This is a genomic window from Robinsoniella sp. RHS (genome assembly GCF_001029355.1).
GTDB lineage: Bacteria > Bacillota > Clostridia > Lachnospirales > Lachnospiraceae > Robinsoniella > Robinsoniella peoriensis.
In genome coordinates, this window is record NZ_JNGB01000074.1 from 1 (window position 1) to 20853 (window position 20853).

Annotated in this window: 15 protein-coding genes, 1 tRNA gene and 1 CRISPR repeat array; of the genes, 15 read left to right on the top strand and 1 reads right to left on the bottom strand. The window is 40.2% G+C overall.

All coding sequences use genetic code 11. From position 1 onward, the window contains the following. The 11 genes from RHS_RS21155 to RHS_RS21205 all read left to right on the top strand — a co-directional run. Positions 1 to 197, top strand: a 197-nt coding sequence (locus tag RHS_RS21155) for a hypothetical protein (protein ID WP_047834293.1), incomplete at its 5' end; no start/stop codon positions are given. After that, the gene (locus RHS_RS21160; protein WP_047834294.1) at positions 184 to 1737 is read left to right on the top strand and encodes a helix-turn-helix domain-containing protein; all 1554 of its coding nucleotides are present in this window, start codon (positions 184 to 186) and stop codon (positions 1735 to 1737) included. The genes RHS_RS21155 and RHS_RS21160, both read left to right, overlap by 14 nt. An 86-nt stretch (positions 1738 to 1823) precedes the next feature. After that, the gene (locus RHS_RS21165; RefSeq protein WP_377147084.1) at positions 1824 to 3122 is read left to right on the top strand and encodes an ABC transporter substrate-binding protein; all 1299 of its coding nucleotides are present in this window, start codon (positions 1824 to 1826) and stop codon (positions 3120 to 3122) included. Positions 3123 to 3181: 59 nt separating this feature from the next. Continuing rightward, on the top strand, positions 3182 to 4024 hold the full coding sequence (locus RHS_RS21170) for a carbohydrate ABC transporter permease (RefSeq protein WP_027293434.1): 843 nt from the start codon (positions 3182 to 3184) through the stop codon (positions 4022 to 4024). A 1-nt stretch (position 4025) separates the two neighbouring features. Then, the gene (locus RHS_RS21175; protein WP_027293435.1) at positions 4026 to 4859 is read left to right on the top strand and encodes a carbohydrate ABC transporter permease; all 834 of its coding nucleotides are present in this window, start codon (positions 4026 to 4028) and stop codon (positions 4857 to 4859) included. 32 nt (positions 4860 to 4891) lie between these two features. Further along, a complete protein-coding gene (locus RHS_RS21180) occupies positions 4892 to 6685 on the top strand; it encodes an amylo-alpha-1,6-glucosidase (RefSeq protein ID WP_138002637.1) in 1794 nt (597 codons plus the stop codon). Positions 6686 to 6817: 132 nt separating this feature from the next. Further along, a complete protein-coding gene (dpsA, locus tag RHS_RS21185) occupies positions 6818 to 7729 on the top strand; it encodes a dipicolinate synthase subunit DpsA (RefSeq protein WP_047834296.1) in 912 nt (303 codons plus the stop codon). A 6-nt stretch (positions 7730 to 7735) separates the two neighbouring features. Beyond that, entirely contained in the window at positions 7736 to 8314 is a 579-nt protein-coding gene (locus tag RHS_RS21190; protein WP_027293437.1) for a dipicolinate synthase subunit B, read from the top strand. Between the two features lie 35 nt (positions 8315 to 8349). Then, on the top strand, positions 8350 to 10200 hold the full coding sequence (gene asnB, locus RHS_RS21195) for an asparagine synthase (glutamine-hydrolyzing) (protein ID WP_027293438.1): 1851 nt from the start codon (positions 8350 to 8352) through the stop codon (positions 10198 to 10200). A gap of 168 nt (positions 10201 to 10368) precedes the next feature. After that, a complete protein-coding gene (locus RHS_RS21200; protein WP_395023224.1) occupies positions 10369 to 11490 on the top strand; it encodes a metallophosphoesterase in 1122 nt (373 codons plus the stop codon). Positions 11491 to 11651: 161 nt separating this feature from the next. Next, positions 11652 to 11722 (top strand) — tRNA-Trp (locus RHS_RS21205). Positions 11723 to 11786: 64 nt separating this feature from the next. On the opposite strand, the gene RHS_RS21210 is transcribed toward RHS_RS21205, so the two are convergent. Then, positions 11787 to 12671, bottom strand: a complete 885-nt coding sequence (locus RHS_RS21210; protein ID WP_027293439.1) for a helix-turn-helix transcriptional regulator — start codon at positions 12669 to 12671, stop codon at positions 11787 to 11789. Positions 12672 to 12977: 306 nt separating this feature from the next. Between RHS_RS21210 and RHS_RS21215 the strand changes: the two genes are divergently transcribed. The 4 genes from RHS_RS21215 (at position 12978) to RHS_RS21230 (ending at position 18867) form a co-directional block, all read left to right on the top strand. Continuing rightward, the gene (locus RHS_RS21215) at positions 12978 to 15266 is read left to right on the top strand and encodes a beta-L-arabinofuranosidase domain-containing protein (RefSeq protein ID WP_047834297.1); all 2289 of its coding nucleotides are present in this window, start codon (positions 12978 to 12980) and stop codon (positions 15264 to 15266) included. Between the two features lie 15 nt (positions 15267 to 15281). Continuing rightward, complete coding sequence (locus RHS_RS21220; protein ID WP_047834298.1) at positions 15282 to 16967, top strand: DUF3502 domain-containing protein; 1686 nt, start codon at positions 15282 to 15284, stop codon at positions 16965 to 16967. Positions 16968 to 17046: 79 nt separating this feature from the next. Further along, positions 17047 to 17958 (top strand): sugar ABC transporter permease, encoded by a 912-nt coding sequence (locus RHS_RS21225; protein ID WP_027293441.1) that lies wholly within the window; start codon positions 17047 to 17049, stop codon positions 17956 to 17958. Between the two features lie 12 nt (positions 17959 to 17970). Beyond that, positions 17971 to 18867, top strand: a complete 897-nt coding sequence (locus tag RHS_RS21230) for a carbohydrate ABC transporter permease (protein ID WP_047834299.1) — start codon at positions 17971 to 17973, stop codon at positions 18865 to 18867. 601 nt (positions 18868 to 19468) lie between these two features. After that, positions 19469 to 20851: direct repeats of the CRISPR family, unit length 30 nt; unit sequence GATTAATAGTAATATAGGATGTATTGAAAC. Positions 20852 to 20853: the final 2 nt, after the last annotated feature.

Sequence of the window (20853 nt, forward strand, 5' to 3'; positions counted from 1 at the left end):
AGATTTTGCATAAAGAGAAAAAGTATAAGGGTTTTAATAGTATAGGTATCAAAATTGTAATGGAAAGATTATCTGCATATTACAAAAATGCTTATGATTTCCGAATTACTAGTGAAGAAGGAGAAGGAACGAAGATTGAAATCAGACTGCCATTGTATCAGGAAACGAAGGAGGTAGAGCTTTATGAGCAGTTATAAAGTACTAATCGTTGACGATGATCAAAATTTCAGATATGCAGCGAAAGAAATGATACCCTGGAAAAAGTATAATTTTGTTATTTCAGCGGAAGCTGTAAATGGAAAACAGGCATTGGAGCTCATGCATCAGGAGATATTTCATCTGGTTGTTACTGATATGAGTATGCCGCTTATAAATGGGGTAGAGCTTATCCGAATGGCTAAACAAGAATATCCGGACGTGTTGTTTGTAGCATTAAGTGCTTACGATGATTTTGAATTTGTGAAAGAATCTCTAAAATGCGGGGCTGAAGATTATATTTTGAAATATGATATGGAGGAAGAGAAAACCGAGCAGGTGATTATGGAAATGAAAAATAAATTGCTGCACATGCAGAAGTCGAAAGCGCATCAGCAGTTTATAATGCAAAAAGAAAACTTTTTTATTGAAGGATTCCTGAAAAGTATTGTGGAAGGTAAGGAGTATTCCAGGGAACAGTTAAGGACATGTATGGAGCTTTTAGAAATTGGAAGTGAAGTGCAAATCAGTGTTATAATTATTGAAACAAACCGGGACATGGGGAAAGATACGATTAATACTTTAAAAATAATCAGGCCGAAGCGTTTAGCGTTTTGTCCGATAGATGAATGCAGATGTTTTTTAATATATGACTTTGGCATTTGTAAAAGTATGAGTGAGGTGCATGAGAAAAAGCAGAAATTTATGATGGATATCTATCATCACTTAAAGGATAAGGGATATCAGGAAGTTACATTGGGGGTAAGTGATTTTTGCTACAGATGGGATGGAATAAAGCTGGCTTATAAACAGGCAGAATCGGCATTTGCAAGAAGTGTTTACATGGGGAAAGATCAGATTTATGAATACGGGTCTCTGGGTACAGTTATAGAATCGTCTGTAGTGAAGGTGAGTTATGAGTCTCTGCAATATGCAGTTTTTCATCAGGACATGGAAGGACTTACAGTAGAATTACACCATTTGGGAGAGCAGATATTGCGTGAGCAGCCAGCGGTGGAGTATTTGAATAAACTGTTGCAGGATGTCTATATCTTTATTTATACGGAGGTCTTGAAAAAGAAATCAATTAAGAGAATATCTGCGGGTGATTTGGACGGATTAAAAGAATCTTTGGAGAAAGAAAACAGCTTCCTTGGTAAAATGGAGGCACTGAATAATTACTTACGACCGGTTTACGCAGTCATGATGGCTGGAAAAAAGGCTTATAGCAAAGATATTACCCGTGCGATTACATACATACGGGAACATTTTAAAGAAGATATTAATTTGAGGGAGGTAGCTGGTTATATAGGACTTAGCGAAAATTATTTATCTAATTTGTTTAAGAAGGAGACGGGAGAAAATATGGTGACATATATGAATCGATGCCGGATTGAACTTGCCAAAGAGCTGATTACAAATACAGGTATGAAAGTATATGAGATTGCAGAGGAAGTCGGTTTCAAAAATACTACATATTTCTCCACGATCTTTAAGAAAATGACTCATATGACGGTGCAGGAGTTTAAAAACCATAAATAGTGAAAGAAATGGATAATTTGTTAATTGTTCCGCTGCCGTTACAGGACTTACAATATACCTATCAAAAGGAACAGGAGGAATTGAAAATGAAGAGGGTTTTAGCAACGGTTATTGTAGGTACATTGCTGGCTGGATTGTGTACGGGCTGCGCTGGGGCACAAAATGAAGCAAAGGCGGGGAATAAAGAGGATAAAAATGTTACGATTACCTGGATGAAAAATACGGGGCAGGATACAGATACACAATGGGAAGATGAAATGGCAAAGAAGTTTATGGAAGAGAATCCGAATATTAAGGTGGATATCCAGAGGCTGGCATTTGATAATTATGTGACATCCGTACAGACGAAAATCGCAAGCGGCGATGCACCGGACCTTATGTATGTGGAGGGGGATTTATTAAAGTCTTTTGCAAAGAACGGATACCTTACGGATCTTTCTAACGAAGAGTTTATGAAGAACTTTGATAAGAAGGATCTTGCAAGCCTTACGGTAGATGATAAGATAATGGCAGTATCTAACTCCTTTGGTACGATGTGCGTGACCTATGACAAAGATTTGTTCAAACAGGCAGGAATTCAAGAGGTGCCCAAAACAATTGATGAATTTGATGCCGCTTGCCAGAAGCTGCAGTCAGCCGGTATTGTACCTATTGCCAATGGATTTAAAGAGTCCTGGTGCATTTCGGGGAATTTGCAGACGGATTATATTACCTCGGTATTGGCTCAGGATGAAAATGCGATTATTGATGTGATCAGCAGACAGAAAAAATTTGTGGACAGTGATCTTTGGAGAGATGAATTTCAGCGTTTTACAGATCGTTTCCAATATACGAATGATGATCCGTTTGGTACAGACTGGAATGGTGCCGGTGATTTAATGGCAACTGGAAAAGCGGCAATGATTTTGTGCGGAAACTGGGCTGTTACACATGTGCAGGGAAAGAATCCGGATGTTAACCTTGGGATCTTTGCCATGCCTTACAGCAATGAGGCAGATGATACGGTTATGGTCATTCAGTCTGCAGCATCCGGATCGGGTGTTTACAGCGATTCACCGAATAAAGAGGAAGCCCTTAAATTTCTTGCGTATATTTCATCTCCGGAAGCGGCGACCAGAGGATCGGAACTATCTCACACTCCAACGATTGTGAAGGGAGCAAAAGCACCGGAGGATGATCCTGCATTACAGGATATCAATGCTTATGTGGAAAGCGGCAAGACGTTCAGTCAGGGGTCTATTGACCATAATTTCCCAAATGAATACAGAACGGCACTTGAAACACTGGTTTCTAAACACTTGCTGTCGGAAGAGAAGGATGTCGAGGCATTATTGAAGAACCTGGATGAAGAGTTTGACCGTATCGCAGGGGCTGAAGGTAAATAGAATAATTCCAGTATTCCACATCCCGGTATTTGGGATGTGGGAACAGAAAGGATGAGGAAATGAAATCGAACAAGAGTTATCTTCTATTTGCATTGCCGTCTGCCATTCTATTTATTTTTGCTATTGTAATTCCTTTTATTATGGGGATTAATATTGCGTTTACGGATTGGGATGGCATTTCTCAAACATACAATTATAATGGCTTGCAGAATTTCAAGACGTTTTTTACAGATAAAAGTGTACTGCAGCCAATTAAGAATACTTTCATTTATGGGATTGGTTACACCGGACTGAATAATATTTTATCTTTAATATTGGCATTATTATTGAACAGATGGATTAAAGGAAGTAAGGTTTTAAAGACGGTGTTCTTTATTCCGATGGTACTCAGCTCTGTGCTGGCTGCATTTGTATGGGGATTTATTTACAAAGATGTATTTTCGGCAGTATTTGGGATACATAGTTTGTTAGGAAATCCGTCTACGGTAATTTCAGGGATCATCGTGATTGCACTTTGGAATGCAGTTGGATCTAATCTGATTATTTATATGGCTGGGCTGGATAACATTCCGGATATGTATTATGAAGCATCGGCGATAGATGGTGCAACTTTATGGCAGCAATTCCGGTATGTGACTCTGCCCATGCTGATTCCTACATTTACGATCTGCATTACGTTAACATTTACTACCGCCCTTCGTGAATTTGGTACAGTAATGGCTGCAACCGGGGGAGGTCCGGCAGGGTCTTCCGAAACACTGGCTATTTATATATATAAAAATCTGTTCTCTTTCCAAAAAGCAGGATATGGGCAGGCAGTATCTTTTGTTTTCATGGTGATGCTGGCTCTCATCGGGACGCTTATGCTGAGATTCTTCAGAAGAAGAGAGGTGGAGTACTAAGATGAGAAAAAAATTCACACCTGGTGTAATTGTTGCTAACATTGCTGTATATTTGCTGGCAGTTGTCTTTCTGGCTCCATTTCTGATCAGCATTCTTTTATCTTTTAAGACCCCACAAGAAACAACCGGCAATGTTCTGGGGCTTCCAAAGATATTGCATTTTGAAAATTTTGCCCAGGCAGCGGAACAGGCTAAAATTGCTCAAAGCTTCTTAAACAGTATCATTATTACAGTGGGGACGGTTGCACTTATTGTATTATGCGCATCTACTGCGGGATATGCAATCGGCAGGTTCTATCATAAACGTTCCATGAAAATCTATGAAATGGTATTAATGGCATCTATGATGCTTCCCTTTCAGACCGTAATGATTCCGATTTATAAAATGTTCAAATCACTGGGGATGCTCAATACCCATATGGGAGTTATGATTATTGTTGCCGCAGTAAATCTTCCTTTTGCAGTGATGCTTTATACAGGATTCGTAAAAGCACTTCCGGTGGAATTGGAGGAGGCAGCGAAAATGGAGGGGTGTACTGGAGGAAAAATTTTCTGGAGTATTATATTTCCTCTTTTAAAACCCATTACCTTTACCATTGCAACGCTGATGACACTTTGGACCTGGAATGAATTTAATGTATCGCTGTTGGTTTTGCAAAAAGATACGGTGAAAACAATTCCGATACAGCAGTATGTTTTCTTTGGTCAGTATTCATCAAATTATAATCTGGCTTTTGCAGCCGCGGTATTATCTATGATCCCGGTGGTTCTTTTCTTTATTTTTGCTCAAAAATATATTGTAAAGGGATTAGTAGATGGTGCAGTCAAAGGCTAGACCTTAATATATAGAAGAAAGATGGTAGAACTATGACAGATAATTATGGCAAATTTAACGCACAAGAGGGCAGTAACAGTCAAAGAGCACGGTGGATCTGGTATCCGGGTGATTTTGAGATATATCACGCATTAAAGGTGAATACCAGGAGAGAAGAAAGGAATATTATGTGGCCGGCATTCTGGCGCCTTGATGATTGCTGCCACAATGTGAGATTCCGAAAAAAAGCAGTTTTTGAAAAGGAAACCAGAATCTGTGTTTATGCAAATGGAAATGGATATTTTGACGTGGATGGAAAAAAATATCCATATGGGGAAATGATTCAATTGCCGGAAGGAGAACACGACTTTTTGGCGGTTGTATTCCATTTGGAGGGGCTGCCGGCACTCTATGCAGAGGGAGCGGATGCGGCCAGTGATTCTTCCTGGGAAGCAAATATGTACAGTGATGAATGGGTGCAGGCAGGTTTTAATGAGCTGTATTTTGATAAAAACAGAACGCCCGACATATTCCCGTTTTCATATAAGGATATCGTGCCAATTTCCAAAGAACGGTTGGAAGAAGGGATTTTATACGATTTTGGGAAAGAGATATTTGCTTCGGTTTTGATCAGAAGCAGCGGAAAAGAAGGGGTACTTAACATTTATTATGGGGAATCCAGAACGGAAGCGCTTGATAAAGAACATTGTTACCTATATGAAAAGACTGATCATGTACAGGAAGAAAAGGTATTCCGAAACAGAGCCTTTCGCTATATTCTGGTGGAGACCTCAAACGAAATTGAAGTATCTGCAAAAGAAGAATATTTTCCCCTTGAACCGGTGAAAAGGTTTCAGTGCAATGATGATTTATTAAATAGAATTTGGGAGATATCGGAATATACCTTCCATTTGAACAGCAGAGAATTTTTTCTGGATGGGATTAAGAGAGACCGTTGGATTTGGTCAGGGGATGCTTATCAGGCATATAAAATAAACCAGTATCTTTACCAGGATAAGGATATAAGCAGGCGAACGATTCTGGCACTCAGAGGGAAAGATCCGGTAGAATGTCATATTAATACGATTACAGATTATTCTTTTTTCTGGATAATGAGTGTATATGAATATTATCTGGGATATGAAGATAAAGAATTTTTAAAATTGATTTATCCTAAAATGAAAAGCCTGATGGAATTCTGTATTGGCAGAACGGATGCTGAAGGGTTTATTGTAAAGAAATGCAATGACTGGATTTTTATTGACTGGGCAGATATTGACAAAGAGGGGGCTGTATGTGCAGAACAGATTTTGTTTGCAAAGAGTCTGGAGGCCATTTTGCTATCGGCTGAAATTCTGGGGATTGAGGAGTGCGGTTACCGGGAACGTCTGGAAAAATTGTGCAGAGATATAGATACGCATTTCTGGGATGAGAACCAGGGTGCATATATCAGCAGTTTTTCATCCGGTAAAAAACAGGTAACCCGCCATGCTAATATCTTTGCAGTGCTATATGATTTTGCAGATGTGGATAAGAAAAATAAAATAATTAAAAATGTGATTCATAATGAACAGATCCCGCAGATTGTTACACCTTATTTTAAATTTTTTGAACTGGATATGATGGGAAAGATCGGGGAGTGTCAGTATGTTTTGGACCAGATCCGGAACTATTGGGGCGGAATGGTTGAAAAAGGAGCCACCACATTTTGGGAAACCTATGATCCGGGTGAAGATGAAAAAGAGCGTTATGCAATGTATGGCGATCCTTATGGAAAGAGCCTCTGCCACGCATGGGGAGCCAGCCCGATTTATCTGCTGGGGAGGTATTTCAGGAGAGGGTGCTGATAAAATGGGGGTGCTGATTAAAGAAACGATTTGCAGATTGAGATGCTTTCCAATGGAAAGTATCTTTTTTTGTGCGCAATTTACTTTTGCTATCATATAGTAATAAGAGCCTATGCAGCGAGGAGAACAAGGATGATAACCAATATTTATGATTTTGGGATAATCGGCGGGGATATGCGCCAGGTTTATATGGCTCAGATATTGGCAGAGCAGGGTTACCGTGTCTGTGTATATGGTTTATGCAAAGATATAAGCCTGGATAAAAAGACGGACGGGATCAAGGGAGAGCCTGTTCTGTGTGAAAAGTCTTTGACCAATGCCGTTCAAAAGTCAGGGATTATAATTGCACCGGTTCCAATGACTAAAAATAAAATAGATTTGAACAATCAGACTGGAAAAGATGATTTGCGTTTAAATGTACTGATGGAATCGTTAAAGGAAGGACAGTACTTTTTTGCAGGCTGCATTCCGGAAAGCTTTCAGGTTATGGCAGCGGATAAAGGTGTTGTATGCTGTGATTTTATGAAAAACGAAGAATTGGCGACATACAATAGCATTGCTACTGCGGAAGGAGCCATTGCGGAAGCGATTCAGAAAAGCCCACTGAACCTCCACAAGAGCCATTGTCTGGTACTGGGGTATGGAAAATGCGGTAAGACAATTGCAGCATATTTGAAAGGTATGTTTTGTAAGGTTACTGTCTGTGCAAGAAGGCCGGATGTCCGGTCCGAGGCTTCTGTTTTAGCAGATGAAGTAATTGACTTTGATGAAATTCAGGATAATCTTAAGCAGTATTCTTTTATATTCAACACAATTCCCAACATGATAATGGACCGTAGTTTATTAAAGTCCGTTAAAAAACAAGCGATTATTATTGATATAGCATCCGCTCCCGGAGGAGTTGATTTTACGGCAGCGAAAGAGTTGGGAATTCCGGCATGGCTGTGTCCGGGGCTTCCTGGAAAATATGCACCCGAGTCATCTGCAAGAGCAATGACTGACGTATTGATGCAAGTAATGCAGCAGCATGTTAAGAAGGAGTGAAGTGATATGTCTTTAGAGGGTAAAAAAATAGGGGTTGCTTTTACAGGATCATTCTGCACGTATAAAAAAGTATTTGAAGAACTGAAAAAGCTGGTGGATGCCGGTGCTGAGGTACAGACTATCTTTTCCAATGCCTCTCAGACGATTGACAGCAGATTTGGAAAAGCCGCAGATTTTGTAGCGGATGCGGAGAAAATCACAGGTATTAAACCTATGATGACAATCAATCAGGCGGAGCCGATCGGTCCTAAAAGTCTGCTGGATCTGCTGGTTATCCTGCCTTGTACCGGAAATACCATAGCTAAGCTTGCCAATGGTATTACAGATACCCCTGTTCTTATGGCGGCTAAGGCGCATCTGCGTAATGAAAAGCCATTAGTTGTATCTGTTTCCACAAATGATGCATTGGGAATGAATATGAAAAATATCGGACTGCTTTTAAATGCAAAGCATATTTATTTTGTTCCTTTTGGTCAGGATGACCCGGTGAAAAAGCCGAATTCAATGGTGGCGCATACGGAACTTTTGATTCCGGCAGTAGAAGCGGCACTTCAGGGCAGGCAATATCAGCCGATTATTCAGTAAAAAAAGTACGTTGTTAGAAAGGTTAAGGTGATGCTATGTGTGGAATTGCCGGATTTTGTAATCCGTTTACGGAATTTGCCAAGGAGGAAAGAAAATGGAGGGGTATTCTGGAGAAAATGAATCAGGTACAAAAGCGCAGAGGACCGGACGATGAGGGAACTTATCTGAATAAGGGGTGCGGTCTTGCCCATGTGCGTCTTTCCATTATCGATTTGGTCACCGGGCATCAGCCAATGATAAAGAAGGCAGAAGCCAGAGAGTGTGCCATTGTCTACAATGGTGAGATTTATAATATGGGCGAATTGAAAAAAGAGCTGCAAAACGAAGGCGCCTGTTTTGAAACCACCAGCGATACAGAAGTGATACTGGAAGGATACATGCTTCATGGAGTGGACTATATTAAGAGATTAAATGGAATCTTTGCGATCGCAATCTGGGATGCGAATCAGGAGAGTTTATATCTGTTCCGTGACCGTCTGGGCGTAAAGCCTTTATTTTATACAATGGCAGGTGAGACCCTGGTATTTTCTTCAGAGATAAAAGGGTTGTTTGAATATCCCCAGATCACTCCTGTTCTGGACCGGGATGGCTTATGTGAGATTTTTGCACTGGGACCGGCAAAGTCATATGGCAAAGGTGTTTTTAAAAATGTAATGGAAGTTCTGCCGGGGCAGTTTATCCGATTTGCCAAACACACATGGGAGCAGAAGCCTTACTGGGAACTGGTCAGTAAACCCCATGAGGATTCATTTGATGAGACGGTGGAGAAGACAGCCTGGCTGTTAGAAGATTCTGTGAAAAAGCAGATGCTGTCCGATATTCCGATCAGTACGTTTTTATCCGGAGGTGTAGACAGCAGCCTGGTTACGGCAATTTGTGCGAAAGAACTGAAGAAGCAGGGAAAAGTACTGAATACATTTTCTTTTGATTTTAAGGATAATAAGAAGTATTTTAAGTCAAATTCATTCCAGCCCAGTGAAGACAGACCATGGGTTGATCAGATGGTGGATTATTGCCAGACAAACCACCATTATCTGGAATGTGACAATATGGAATTAATCGATTACCTGTTTAAGGCCGTGGATGCCAGGGATCTTCCCTGCATGGCAGATGTAGAATCCTCACTTCTTTATTTCTGCTCAAAAGTGGTAGGTATAAACAGCGTAACCCTGACTGGAGAATGTGCCGATGAGATTTTCGGAGGGTATCCATGGTTCCATAAGAAAGAGGCTTTTGAAGCAGATGCATTTCCATGGTCCATGAGCATGGAGCCCAGAAAGACGCTGCTGTCTGAAGATGTCATCCGCCAGCTTCATATGGAGGAATATGCTCATGAAGCATATCAGAAGACCATTCGTGAGACTCCTCTGCTTCCTGGAGAAAGTAAGGAAGAGAAAAGAAGGAGAGAAATTGCATACCTGAATCTGCGGTGGTTTATGGTGACTCTTTTGGATCGTATGGATCGTACCAGCATGTACTCCGGTCTGGAAGCAAGAGTTCCCCTGGCTGACCACAGAATTGTGGAATATATCTGGAATGTCCCATGGACAATGAAGTGTCCGGATGGTATTGTAAAGGGGCTGCTGCGTTCAGCAGGTGCAGGAATGCTGCCGGATGATGTATTGTGGAGGAAAAAAAGTCCGTATCCCAAGACCTATCATCCGGAATATGAACAGCTGCTTGGCAAACGTCTGCAGGAAGTGCTTGCAGATCCAAATGCACCGATCAGGCAGCTTCTGGATACGAAAAAAGTAAATGATTTTGTGAACAGTCCTTCTGATTACGGGAAACCATGGTATGGGCAGCTCATGGCGGGACCGCAGATGCTCGCTTTCATGCTTCAGGTGAATTACTGGCTGGAGCAGTATCATATTCAGATTGTGTAGCGTAATAAAATGGGGGAAAGAGATCACAATATCTTTCCTCCATTTCTTTGCTGAGGGAAAATGTTTTAGGGTTATTGAAGCATTTGCGATATAGTTTCTTTACAGGCAGCGGAAAGAGAAGTATAATATGTTCAAGTATGTTGGGGATAAACTAAGGAGGAAGAGCATTTGATTATAGGTATTGTAATTGTTGCCGCAGTGTATACGTTATTAAACGTATATCTGGCATGGAGGTATACGCCCTTTATCCGGGCGGTTATACCAAAGCTGAAGTTCTGGTGGGTAGCAGTTGTATTTGCAGTTTTGGGATGCAGCTATGTGCTGCCATCCTGTTTGCCTATGTGGGGATGGGTGAGGATTGCCGGTGCAATAGGCTGTTACTGGATGGGTTTTTTTGCATATAGTATGTTATTTTTTTGTGTTTTAGAGATCGTAAGACGTTTGGTGATGCGTCGGCTTAGTGAGAAGGGGCGTGGGAAATATCAGGTAATTTCTGCGGGTGTGGTATTGCTGCTTTGTACTCTATTAATCATTGGCGGGAGAATGCATGCCCAGGATATAGAAAAGATTAACTATGATATTACGCTGGAAAAAAACTGGGATGGCCCGCCGCTTAAAGTGGCTCTATTGTCCGATGTGCATCTGGGACATATTAATGGGGAGAAGAGAATGGAGCAGATTGTAGAAGCAGTGAATGCGGAACAGGCAGATCTGGTCTGTATAGCAGGTGATTTGTTTGACAGCAGTTATGAGGGGGTACGTAATCCAAAACGAATCGCAGAACTGATAGGTATGATAGAAAGTAAATATGGTGTTTTTTTATGCTGGGGGAACCATGATGCAGGCACAGGATTCGCAGACATGAAAGAATTGATAAAAAAAACAGGTGTCCATATTTTAGAAGATGAAATTTTTACGATTGAAGGAGTCTGCACCATTGCAGGGAGAAGAGATTCGGCACCTATTGGTAGTCAGGGAAGTGATCGCAGGGATCTGGGAAAAATCAGCGACATAAGCCAGGGAGAAGAACCCTTGCTGGTATTAGACCATCGGCCATCTAATGCCGAGGAATATGAAAATGTGGACTTGGTTATGAGTGGACATACCCACGCTGGCCAGGTGTTTCCGTTTAATCTGCTGACCCGGCTGAGTGAAAAATTTAACTACGGTTATTATACTACGGAAAAAGGAGTTCCGGTAATTGTAACATCGGGCATCGGCACATGGGGACCTCCGTTACGTATTGGCACAGATTCCGAGCTGGCAATCATTCAGCTGCATGGGAAATAAAAATGCGGAAAAGAAATGGGAGTATACACAGAAGCAGCAGCTGTCAGTGATGGGCTGCTGCTGTAATTTATGGAAAAATGAAAAAAATTTGTGGAAAAATGCAATTTTGTATTGAAATTATATGTAATTTGTGGTATAAATAATAAGTCGGTAATTTACAGAGGGGATTGGTCAAGTGGTATGACAGAAGTCTCCAAAACTTTTAGTGGGAGTTCGATTCTCTCATCCCCTGTTAACTGATAAGAACACCTTTCCAAACGGAAGGTGTTTTTTGTTGTCTAAAATGAGCAAGCTGTCTAGACATGAAAAAGCATTCTCTGAGCAAAAGCATTCCGGTATTCAGAAGGAGAAAGTCCGGATATTTTTTTATAAGCACGGGAAAAGTTATGGCTGTCCAAAAATCCCAGTGCATGTGCAATTTCTGAAATGGATTTATTCGTATCGGTGAGCATAAAGTTAGCGGCATTGATTTTATTAGTCAGGATAAACTGTTTCAGCGGAATTCCCGCAACGGTGCTGAATAAATGAGAAAGATATTTTTCATTATATCCAAAGTGTGCAGCGACATCCGATACTTTTAAGTTTTGATTTATGTTTAATTTTACAAAATCAATGATATCATGATAGATCTGTTTCTGTGTCTTTCTGGACTTTCCCAGAACTTCCTTTTTAGTATAAAACTGACTGAATAACTCACATAAAATTACGGTTGACATATAATTCAGGATCACCGGCTTATATGCATTTTTAACAGCATCCTGCAGCTGTTTCATTAATACAATGATTTTCTCCTGGTTATCGGCAGTTCCCTGTCTGGGAATGCATATGGTATCTTCCGGCAGATCGCAGACGCAGGACAATAAAGCATTGCCGGGTATGTCTTTTAAGACTAAAGGAGAGCCGGTTTCAAAATGCAGCCAGTAGAAAGAACACCGGGAGGGACGCAATCCCCGGCGGTGGTTATTGGGAGCGGGAAGGGGTGGCAGTAAAAGAAATTCCCCCGCTGATACGATAAAATCCTCCTTGTTATAGGTTAAATATAAAGTGCCCTCCGTCATGACGAAAAGTTCGTAGTTATGCAATAACAGATCTTCGTGCACCCAGTGATTGGAAGGTGCTTCAAATTTTCCTGTGAAATGATAAGATATTGGTTTTTTGATGGGAAATTCAAATACGTACATGTAATTCTAACACCTCCATAAGTCTATTTAATAGAACATTTAACGATTTAGCAAAGAAATAAAATCTTCAACAATGCTAAAAAAGAGATAAAACTGTGGATATTGTACAATGAAAATATAAAAAAGTAAAGGAAAATGTTCGATGTGTACATAACGATAGAAAGAGTGTTAAAAGGATAGAAGATAAGCAAATAAAAAAAAGAAGTGACTTTTTGATACTTTTTACAGGAAAGTGATATTTACGAATCCCCAAACTCAGAGTATATTAGCCACATAGAGATGAGAAAGAAAATTAGGAGCCAAAATATGAATACAGAGAAGAATTGTCGAAATATAGCAATCTATGAATTTGCTTATGATAAAATAAAATTAACAGATCAGGAGTGGTCACATGCCTTCAGACTGGAAGAGGAATATCTGGCAACCCTGAATCCGGACCGTCTGCTGGCGGGTTTTTTGGAAACGGCGGGATATCAGTCAAAAGCTGAGAGATATCCGGGATGGGAAATGACCGAGATACAGGGACATACTCTGGGGCATTTTCTCACAGCAGCTGCCCAGATCTATGCATCTGCTAAGAACCCCTTGTGGCTGGAGAAGATGGACTACATCATAGAGGAATTGTACAGATGCCAGCAGGAGGATGGTTATTTATTTGCATCTCCCAGAGAGATATTTGACCGTGTGGAAAATGGGCAACCAGCATGGGTTCCATGGTATACCATGCATAAGATACTCAGTGGAATTATCAAGGTATATGAGATTACCAATCATCAGACCGCATACCGGATAATGGGAAGGCTTGGTACCTGGATAGCAGATCGTACAGAAGGGTGGACAAAGGAAATCAGAGACCGGGTTCTGTCAGTAGAATATGGAGGCATGAATGACTGCCTGTATGATTTATTTTTGATTACCGGTGAGGAACGTTTTGCACGAGCGGCACATCAATTTGATGAACGGACTTTATTTGAGGCTTTGCATGATCAAAAGGATGTTTTAAATGGGCTTCATGCCAATACCACAATACCCAAGATACTGGGAGCTTTAAAGCGTTACATGGTATTTGGAAAAACCGAAAAATTTTATTTGGTAACGGCACAGAACTTTTGGGAGATTGTTGTAAAACACCATACTTATGCTACGGGAGGGAACAGCGAATGGGAACATTTCGGTGAACCGGATGTGCTGGATGCAGAACGAACAGCATGCAATTGTGAGACCTGTAATACATATAATATGCTTAAACTTTCACTGTGGTTATTCCAGATCACAGGCGATAAAAAATATATGGATTATTATGATCATACAAAATTAAATGCCATATTAGCGTCTCAGAATCCCGAAACGGGAATGACAATGTATTTCCAGCCTATGGAGACCGGATATTTTAAAGTATTTACAACGCCTTACAGCAGTTTCTGGTGCTGCACCGGAAGTGGGATGGAGAATTTTACAAAACTGCAGGAGGGGATTTATTTTCATAATGAAGAGGGGATTTATATCTGCAGGTATGTGAGTTCAGATCTTGTATGGACAAATGGAAGAATTGCTTTGAAAATGGAAGCTGTGATTCAGGAAGATACATTGGCAGTCAGGATTAGATTTGCAGAGGTACCCGGTCGTAAATTCAGCTTGTATCTGAGAATTCCGGATTGGCTGGAAGAGGATACGGAGTTATTTCTGAACGAGACAGATCTAAAGGGTGAAATCCATAACGGATATGTATTTATTTCCCGGGAATGGGAGCAAAATGATATGCTGGATTTGCATATGAAGATGACATTGAAAATACAGGGACTGCCGGATAATGAACGGGTGGCGGCATTTTCATATGGTCCTTATCTGCTGAGTGCAGGTCTTGGCAATGTTATGATGGATATGACGGTAACCGGGGTTGACGTATTCGTTCCCCAGAAGGAAATTACTGTGAAGGATTATCTTATACTGCAGGATGTAGAAATTAATGACTGGAAAAAACATATAGAACGGTATTTGGTAAAGGAAAAAGGGCGGGTTGCTTTTCGTTTGAACAATCAGGGGGAGGAACTGATTTTCACACCCCATTATGCCAGGTATCGGGATAGATATGGTATTTATTTCAGACTGTATAAAAAGGAATCCAGGGAATTGGTAAATTTACTGGAAAAAGAAAAGCAGGCGAAAAGGTTAAAAAATGTTATGACGGATGTAATTCCAGTTGGAAATGACCAATATGAGCTTGCCCACGGCATTAAAGGGGAAAAGACAGATACGATGCGTCTTAACGGACATCCCTACCGCTTTTGCAGGGAAGATGGATGGTTTTCTTACCGGATGAAATTACAGAACGAAAAACAGGAATTGTGTATGACCTTGTGCGGTCAGGATGTGGGAAATTCCTATCGGATTGTTGTGGATGGTGCAACACTGGTGGAAGACGTAGTTAAGAAAGAGAAAGATGAGTTCTATCAGGCTGCTTATCAACTGCCTGTAATGTCAAAAACCGATCATGAAAAAATCATTACAGTTAAATTTCAAAACTTAACGGGAGAAGGAACTTTCCGCATTTTTGATGAACTTTATCTGAAAAAATGCGATGAAAGAAATAAATAAATGGAGGTTGTGAACATGAAAAAACGAACAACAGCAATTTTACTGGCATCTGCTATGGCATTTACATCATTGGCAGGATGTGCAGGAAGCAGTACCGCTACCGGAAACAGCGGAGAAACCGGGCAAAACTCTGAGGCAGCAGGAAAGGACAGCGATTCAGATACGGGAGGCAGCGGGGAGAAAACAAAGTTAAAAGCAGTGTTTGTGTCCCATGCACTGACGAAAAGCGTAGAGGATATGAAATGGCTGCAGGAATTAGAAGACCAGTGCAATGTGGAGATAGAATGGGAACAGATCTATCAGGACTGGGAAACGGTTAAATCTACCAGATTTGCTTCCGGGGATATCCCGGATATACTGTTTAACGCTACCACGGATTCAGACTATACCAAGTACAGCGGATTGTTTCAGGATATGTCAGAGCTGATTGAAACAGACGCTCCGAATATCATGGAAATGTTTACGGCTGAGCCGGATACGCAGATTTTGGCACAGACGCCGGAAGGACAGATATTTGGGATACCGAAATGCCAGAGCAAGTGGCCGGATACCAATACAGTTTTCTTTATTAATAAACAGTGGCTGGACAATCTGGGGCTGAAAGAGCCGAAAACCTTCACTGAGCTGGAGACAGTCTTAAAAGCATTTAAAGAACAGGATGCCAATGGAAACGGAGATACAAATGACGAGATTCCGCTGGATTTTAATGCTTATGGCGGGAATAATGCATGGTTCAACAGTGCGTATTCCCTGTTAAAATTATTGCCGTCCATGGGAATCCAGTTGACCGATATTGTGACAGACGGATATTTTGCAGAAGAAGCAAAAGTAAAATGTTTTGCGGTGGATGAACGCTATAAGTTATTCATGAAATATTTGAACAGGCTGTATGCCCAGGGATTGATTAACAGTAATGCAATTACAAATGATTACTCCGCATTTCAATCTCTTTCAAGGGGAAATGAAAACGGAGAAGCCGTTGTAGGCTGTGTCTTTGGATGGGAAGAGACGGACAAATTTGGTCCGGAGTTATATAGCCAGTATACTGCGCTGGCGCCGCTGGATTACGATATAGACTGCGCGCCTGGGACTTATGATACTCGCTGGAGTTATGACTTTGACCAGCTGAATATGCAGGCGAACCGTGTTGCGATGAGTGCAAAGTGTGAGGATAAAAATGCAGCTATGAAATTTATAGATGGATTCTATGATAAAACCAGAAGTGTTGAGACATTATTTGGAGGTATCAGTGACGGATGTCTGGAAAAGACTGACGATAATAATTTTAAAGTACTGCCGCCTAAGGATCCGACTACCGATGCAGGAACCTGGAAGTGGACAAACACCTTTGCAGACTTCGGCCCACTATATATCCGGAAAGACTGTAATATCGAGATGTCAGAGGATATGAACAATGCGTTAAAGGAGAGAGAGGTATATAAAGATGCGCTTGCAAAGGTAACGGATCAGGATTATTACCCGCAGCTCTTTATGAAATATTCTGAAGAAGATCAGAATACCATGGCACTTACCCAGGCAAATATCAATAACATTATAGATAATTACTGGTCTTTGTGGATGACAGGAGAATCGGATATCGATGCAGATTGGGATACTTATGTAAAGAATGTAGAAGCGGCAGGGCTTGAAGATATACTCAAAATACGCCAAAAAGCTTTCGATGATTATCTGGCAAAATAATAAAAACCGCGGGATGTGATCAGACTGTTCATCCCGCGTTTTCACCTTGAATTGTGATACAGCGAGAGGAGTAATATTTATGGTAAATGTAAAAAAATATTTCAGACGCAATTGGCAGTTATGGGTCATGCTGTTCCCTGCTATGTTATACATATTGATATTTTGCTATGTGCCCATGTACGGTATCCAGCTGGCTTTCCGGGAATATGATTTTTCTAAGGGGCTGACGGGCGGTGCATTTGTAGGATTCAAATATTTTAAACAGTATTTTGAAAGCCCTATGTTTTTCTCGACTCTGAAAAATACATTTGTAATTTCCTTTGCCAGTATCCTTGTGGGATTTCCCATTCCAATTATTCTTGCGATGGTGGTAAATCAGATTCGGAATAAAAAGTGGAAAAGGACGGTACAGACAACGGTTTATATCCCCTATTTCATATCTGTAGTTGTACTGGTTTCCATGCTGCGGATTATGCTGGCGGACGACTCCGGTGTCATCAGCAATTTCCTAAAAGCAATCCATCTTGTGGGAAAGGATGTGAATCTTCTTGGATCAGAGTCCACATTCATGCCGGTTTATGTGCTGTCTGGGGTATGGCAGACTATGGGATGGAACAGTATTATTTTCATTGCAGCATTGGCTTCTGTGGATACGCAGCTTTATGATGCGTGCAGGATTGATGGCGCCAACAGGTGGCAGACTATGATTCATATAGATCTTCCGGCAATCATGCCGACGATTATCATTATGCTGATTATGAATATGGGAAATATTCTGAATGTAGGTTTCGATAAAGTGTTCCTGATGCAGAACAGCTTGAATCTGGGCGCATCCCAGGTAATTTCTACTTATGTATATACGGTAGGAATTAAGTCATCCCAGTTTAGTTTTGGTGCGGCAGTGGGGTTGTTCAATACGCTGATTAATTTTGTTTTCCTGATGGCTACCAATGCAATCGCAAAGCGCAGTACAGGAACCGGTCTGATGTAAGGAGGGGATTTAATGGGAAAGAGTAAAATGAAATACAAAAGTCCGGCTGACAGAATCTTTGGGGCAGCAGTGATAATCTTAAGTATCCTTGTTTTTGCAATTGTTGCCTATCCTCTTTGGTTTGTTCTGATTGCATCTGTCAGCAATTCCAATCTGGTAAATCTGGGGAAGGTAACTATTCTGCCAAAAGATATCCGGTTTTATGGATATCAACAGGTCTTCCAGGATGTGAGAATCTGGAGAGGATATCTGAATACAATCATTTACGTAGTTCTTGGCACACTGCTGAATATGGCTGTTACCATGCCAGCAGCCTATGCATTGTCCAGACCGGACTTCAAAGGACGTGGAAAAATTATGTTCTATTTTGTTTTTACCATGTTTTTCAGCGGAGGGCTGGTTCCTCTGTATATGACAATCAGTTCACTGGGGCTGATCAGCACCAGAACGATTTTGATTACGATTGTGGCAGTAAATACGTATAACCTGATTATAGCAAGAACGTTCATAGAGTCCTCAATTCCCAATGATCTTTATGAGGCTGCGGTGATTGACGGATGTTCTCATTTTAAATATTTCTTTAAAGTGGTTATGCCGCTATCTAAAGCGGTTGTGGCTGTATTGGTTTTGTACTATGCAGTGTTTCATTGGAATGATTTTTTCAATGCCCTGATGTTTAACAGTAATAATAAGTTTGAACCATTGCAGATTGTCCTGCGGCGGATCCTTCTTTTAAATGAAGCATTTGCCAGTGGCAGCGGTGCAGTAGGAGGCGGTTATGCCCAAAGCTTTGCTGACCAGGTGAAGTATGCGGTGATTATAGTATCCACACTGCCGATTTTATGTGTGTATCCGTTTATTCAGAAATATTTTGAAAAAGGGGTTATGATCGGAGCCGTGAAGGGATAGGTGCGCCTAGAGAAAAGGGCGGATAGGTTTAGCGGGTGGAGATGATGTACGGCAAGTCTAGCAAACCAACGTTAGCGAGTCTTGGGTGCTGTCTGGTAACAGGCAGGGCTAGGTGTAGGCAGTTAGGAAGCAGTATATGAACTGAAATTTCAGGTGAACATGTATGGCTTCCGCCCAAACCGGAGCTTCTATGTGGCAGTGAAAGAGATGTGCATCAGCATGGTACGAAAACGCATCAATTATGTAGTTGATGCAGATATCCAAGGATACTTTGAGCATATAAGCCATGAGTAGACACTTAAAATTGGTGGATATTATATCCATTACCCATACTTTGTCTGATGAAGAAGTAAGGAGGGAGTGTTGGAATATGGAAAGTACCAGACAAATGAAGCAGGACCAGCACAGGGTAACATTATCTAGAGTAATTTACCAGGCGGTAAAATCGAGAACGTTTAAATTCATTGTATTTTCAACGAAAATAAGGTATTTGTATTAGATTTTGTAAAATTTGATGTCGGCTGGGAAAAAATAAGAAAATCCTTGATTTTATAGGGGAATTGGGATATAGTGGGAAGGAAGAATGTTGAATTTTGGTTGGGATTAATAGTAATATAGGATGTATTGAAACATTGGTATTTAGATCTCAGATTATATAGCAATATAGATTAATAGTAATATAGGATGTATTGAAACGACCCAACAGATGAGAATGGAACTGGAAAAGAAAGATTAATAGTAATATAGGATGTATTGAAACTCACCCACCCTATGTTTATATTCCCTGTTTGAATTCGATTAATAGTAATATAGGATGTATTGAAACGTGCTAATTTATTTCATTATAAAGCCGGTTGAAAGATTAATAGTAATATAGGATGTATTGAAACGAATTCGAAGCACGGAGAAGGCGTGTTGCGGTAGGATTAATAGTAATATAGGATGTATTGAAACAGTTCACTTTCCTTTAGGAATTTTCTTGCACTGGGATTAATAGTAATATAGGATGTATTGAAACCGCTGGGAACGGGTAACGCTCCCTCGCATTCGCAGATTAATAGTAATATAGGATGTATTGAAACAGAATGAGTCGGAGAAGAGGGGAGTGTCTATTAAGATTAATAGTAATATAGGATGTATTGAAACTCCGTAATCTTTTTAACTTCTTTCTTAATGTTCTTTGATTAATAGTAATATAGGATGTATTGAAACAAATCTTCACATTGACTATTTTCGGAAATATGCAGATTAATAGTAATATAGGATGTATTGAAACGTATAAAGAGGGTGTTTGGGTTGATATTAACGACGATTAATAGTAATATAGGATGTATTGAAACTATTTTAATTGTAATTCCATTTTGTATTCCTCTTACGATTAATAGTAATATAGGATGTATTGAAACATAATTTCTTCCAACACATGCAACGCTTCCTTGCTTGATTAATAGTAATATAGGATGTATTGAAACAAGAGTACAATAAAAAAGTTCAGGAGAGTGAAATGATTAATAGTAATATAGGATGTATTGAAACTGTGTTTGTTTTGTCTAGTTCCCTGTGCGAACAATGATTAATAGTAATATAGGATGTATTGAAACTAATTTGAATTGATTATAATAAGTTTAACAGTGGATTAATAGTAATATAGGATGTATTGAAACTACATTAATATTCAACCTCCTTCGTTGCTTCTATGATTAATAGTAATATAGGATGTATTGAAACGGCGTTGCCCTTCGATATCTGTATTCATTATTGGAGATTAATAGTAATATAGGATGTATTGAAACAGTGAAATTGTACAATTATAATATTCGCTTTTTGATTAATAGTAATATAGGATGTATTGAAACACAAAGACCGGAAGACTTATAACCATTGTAAATTGATTAATAGTAATATAGGATGTATTGAAACTGTTTTATATCGCTGAATTTGCAGTTTTTAGGTTGATTAATAGTAATATAGGATGTATTGAAACCC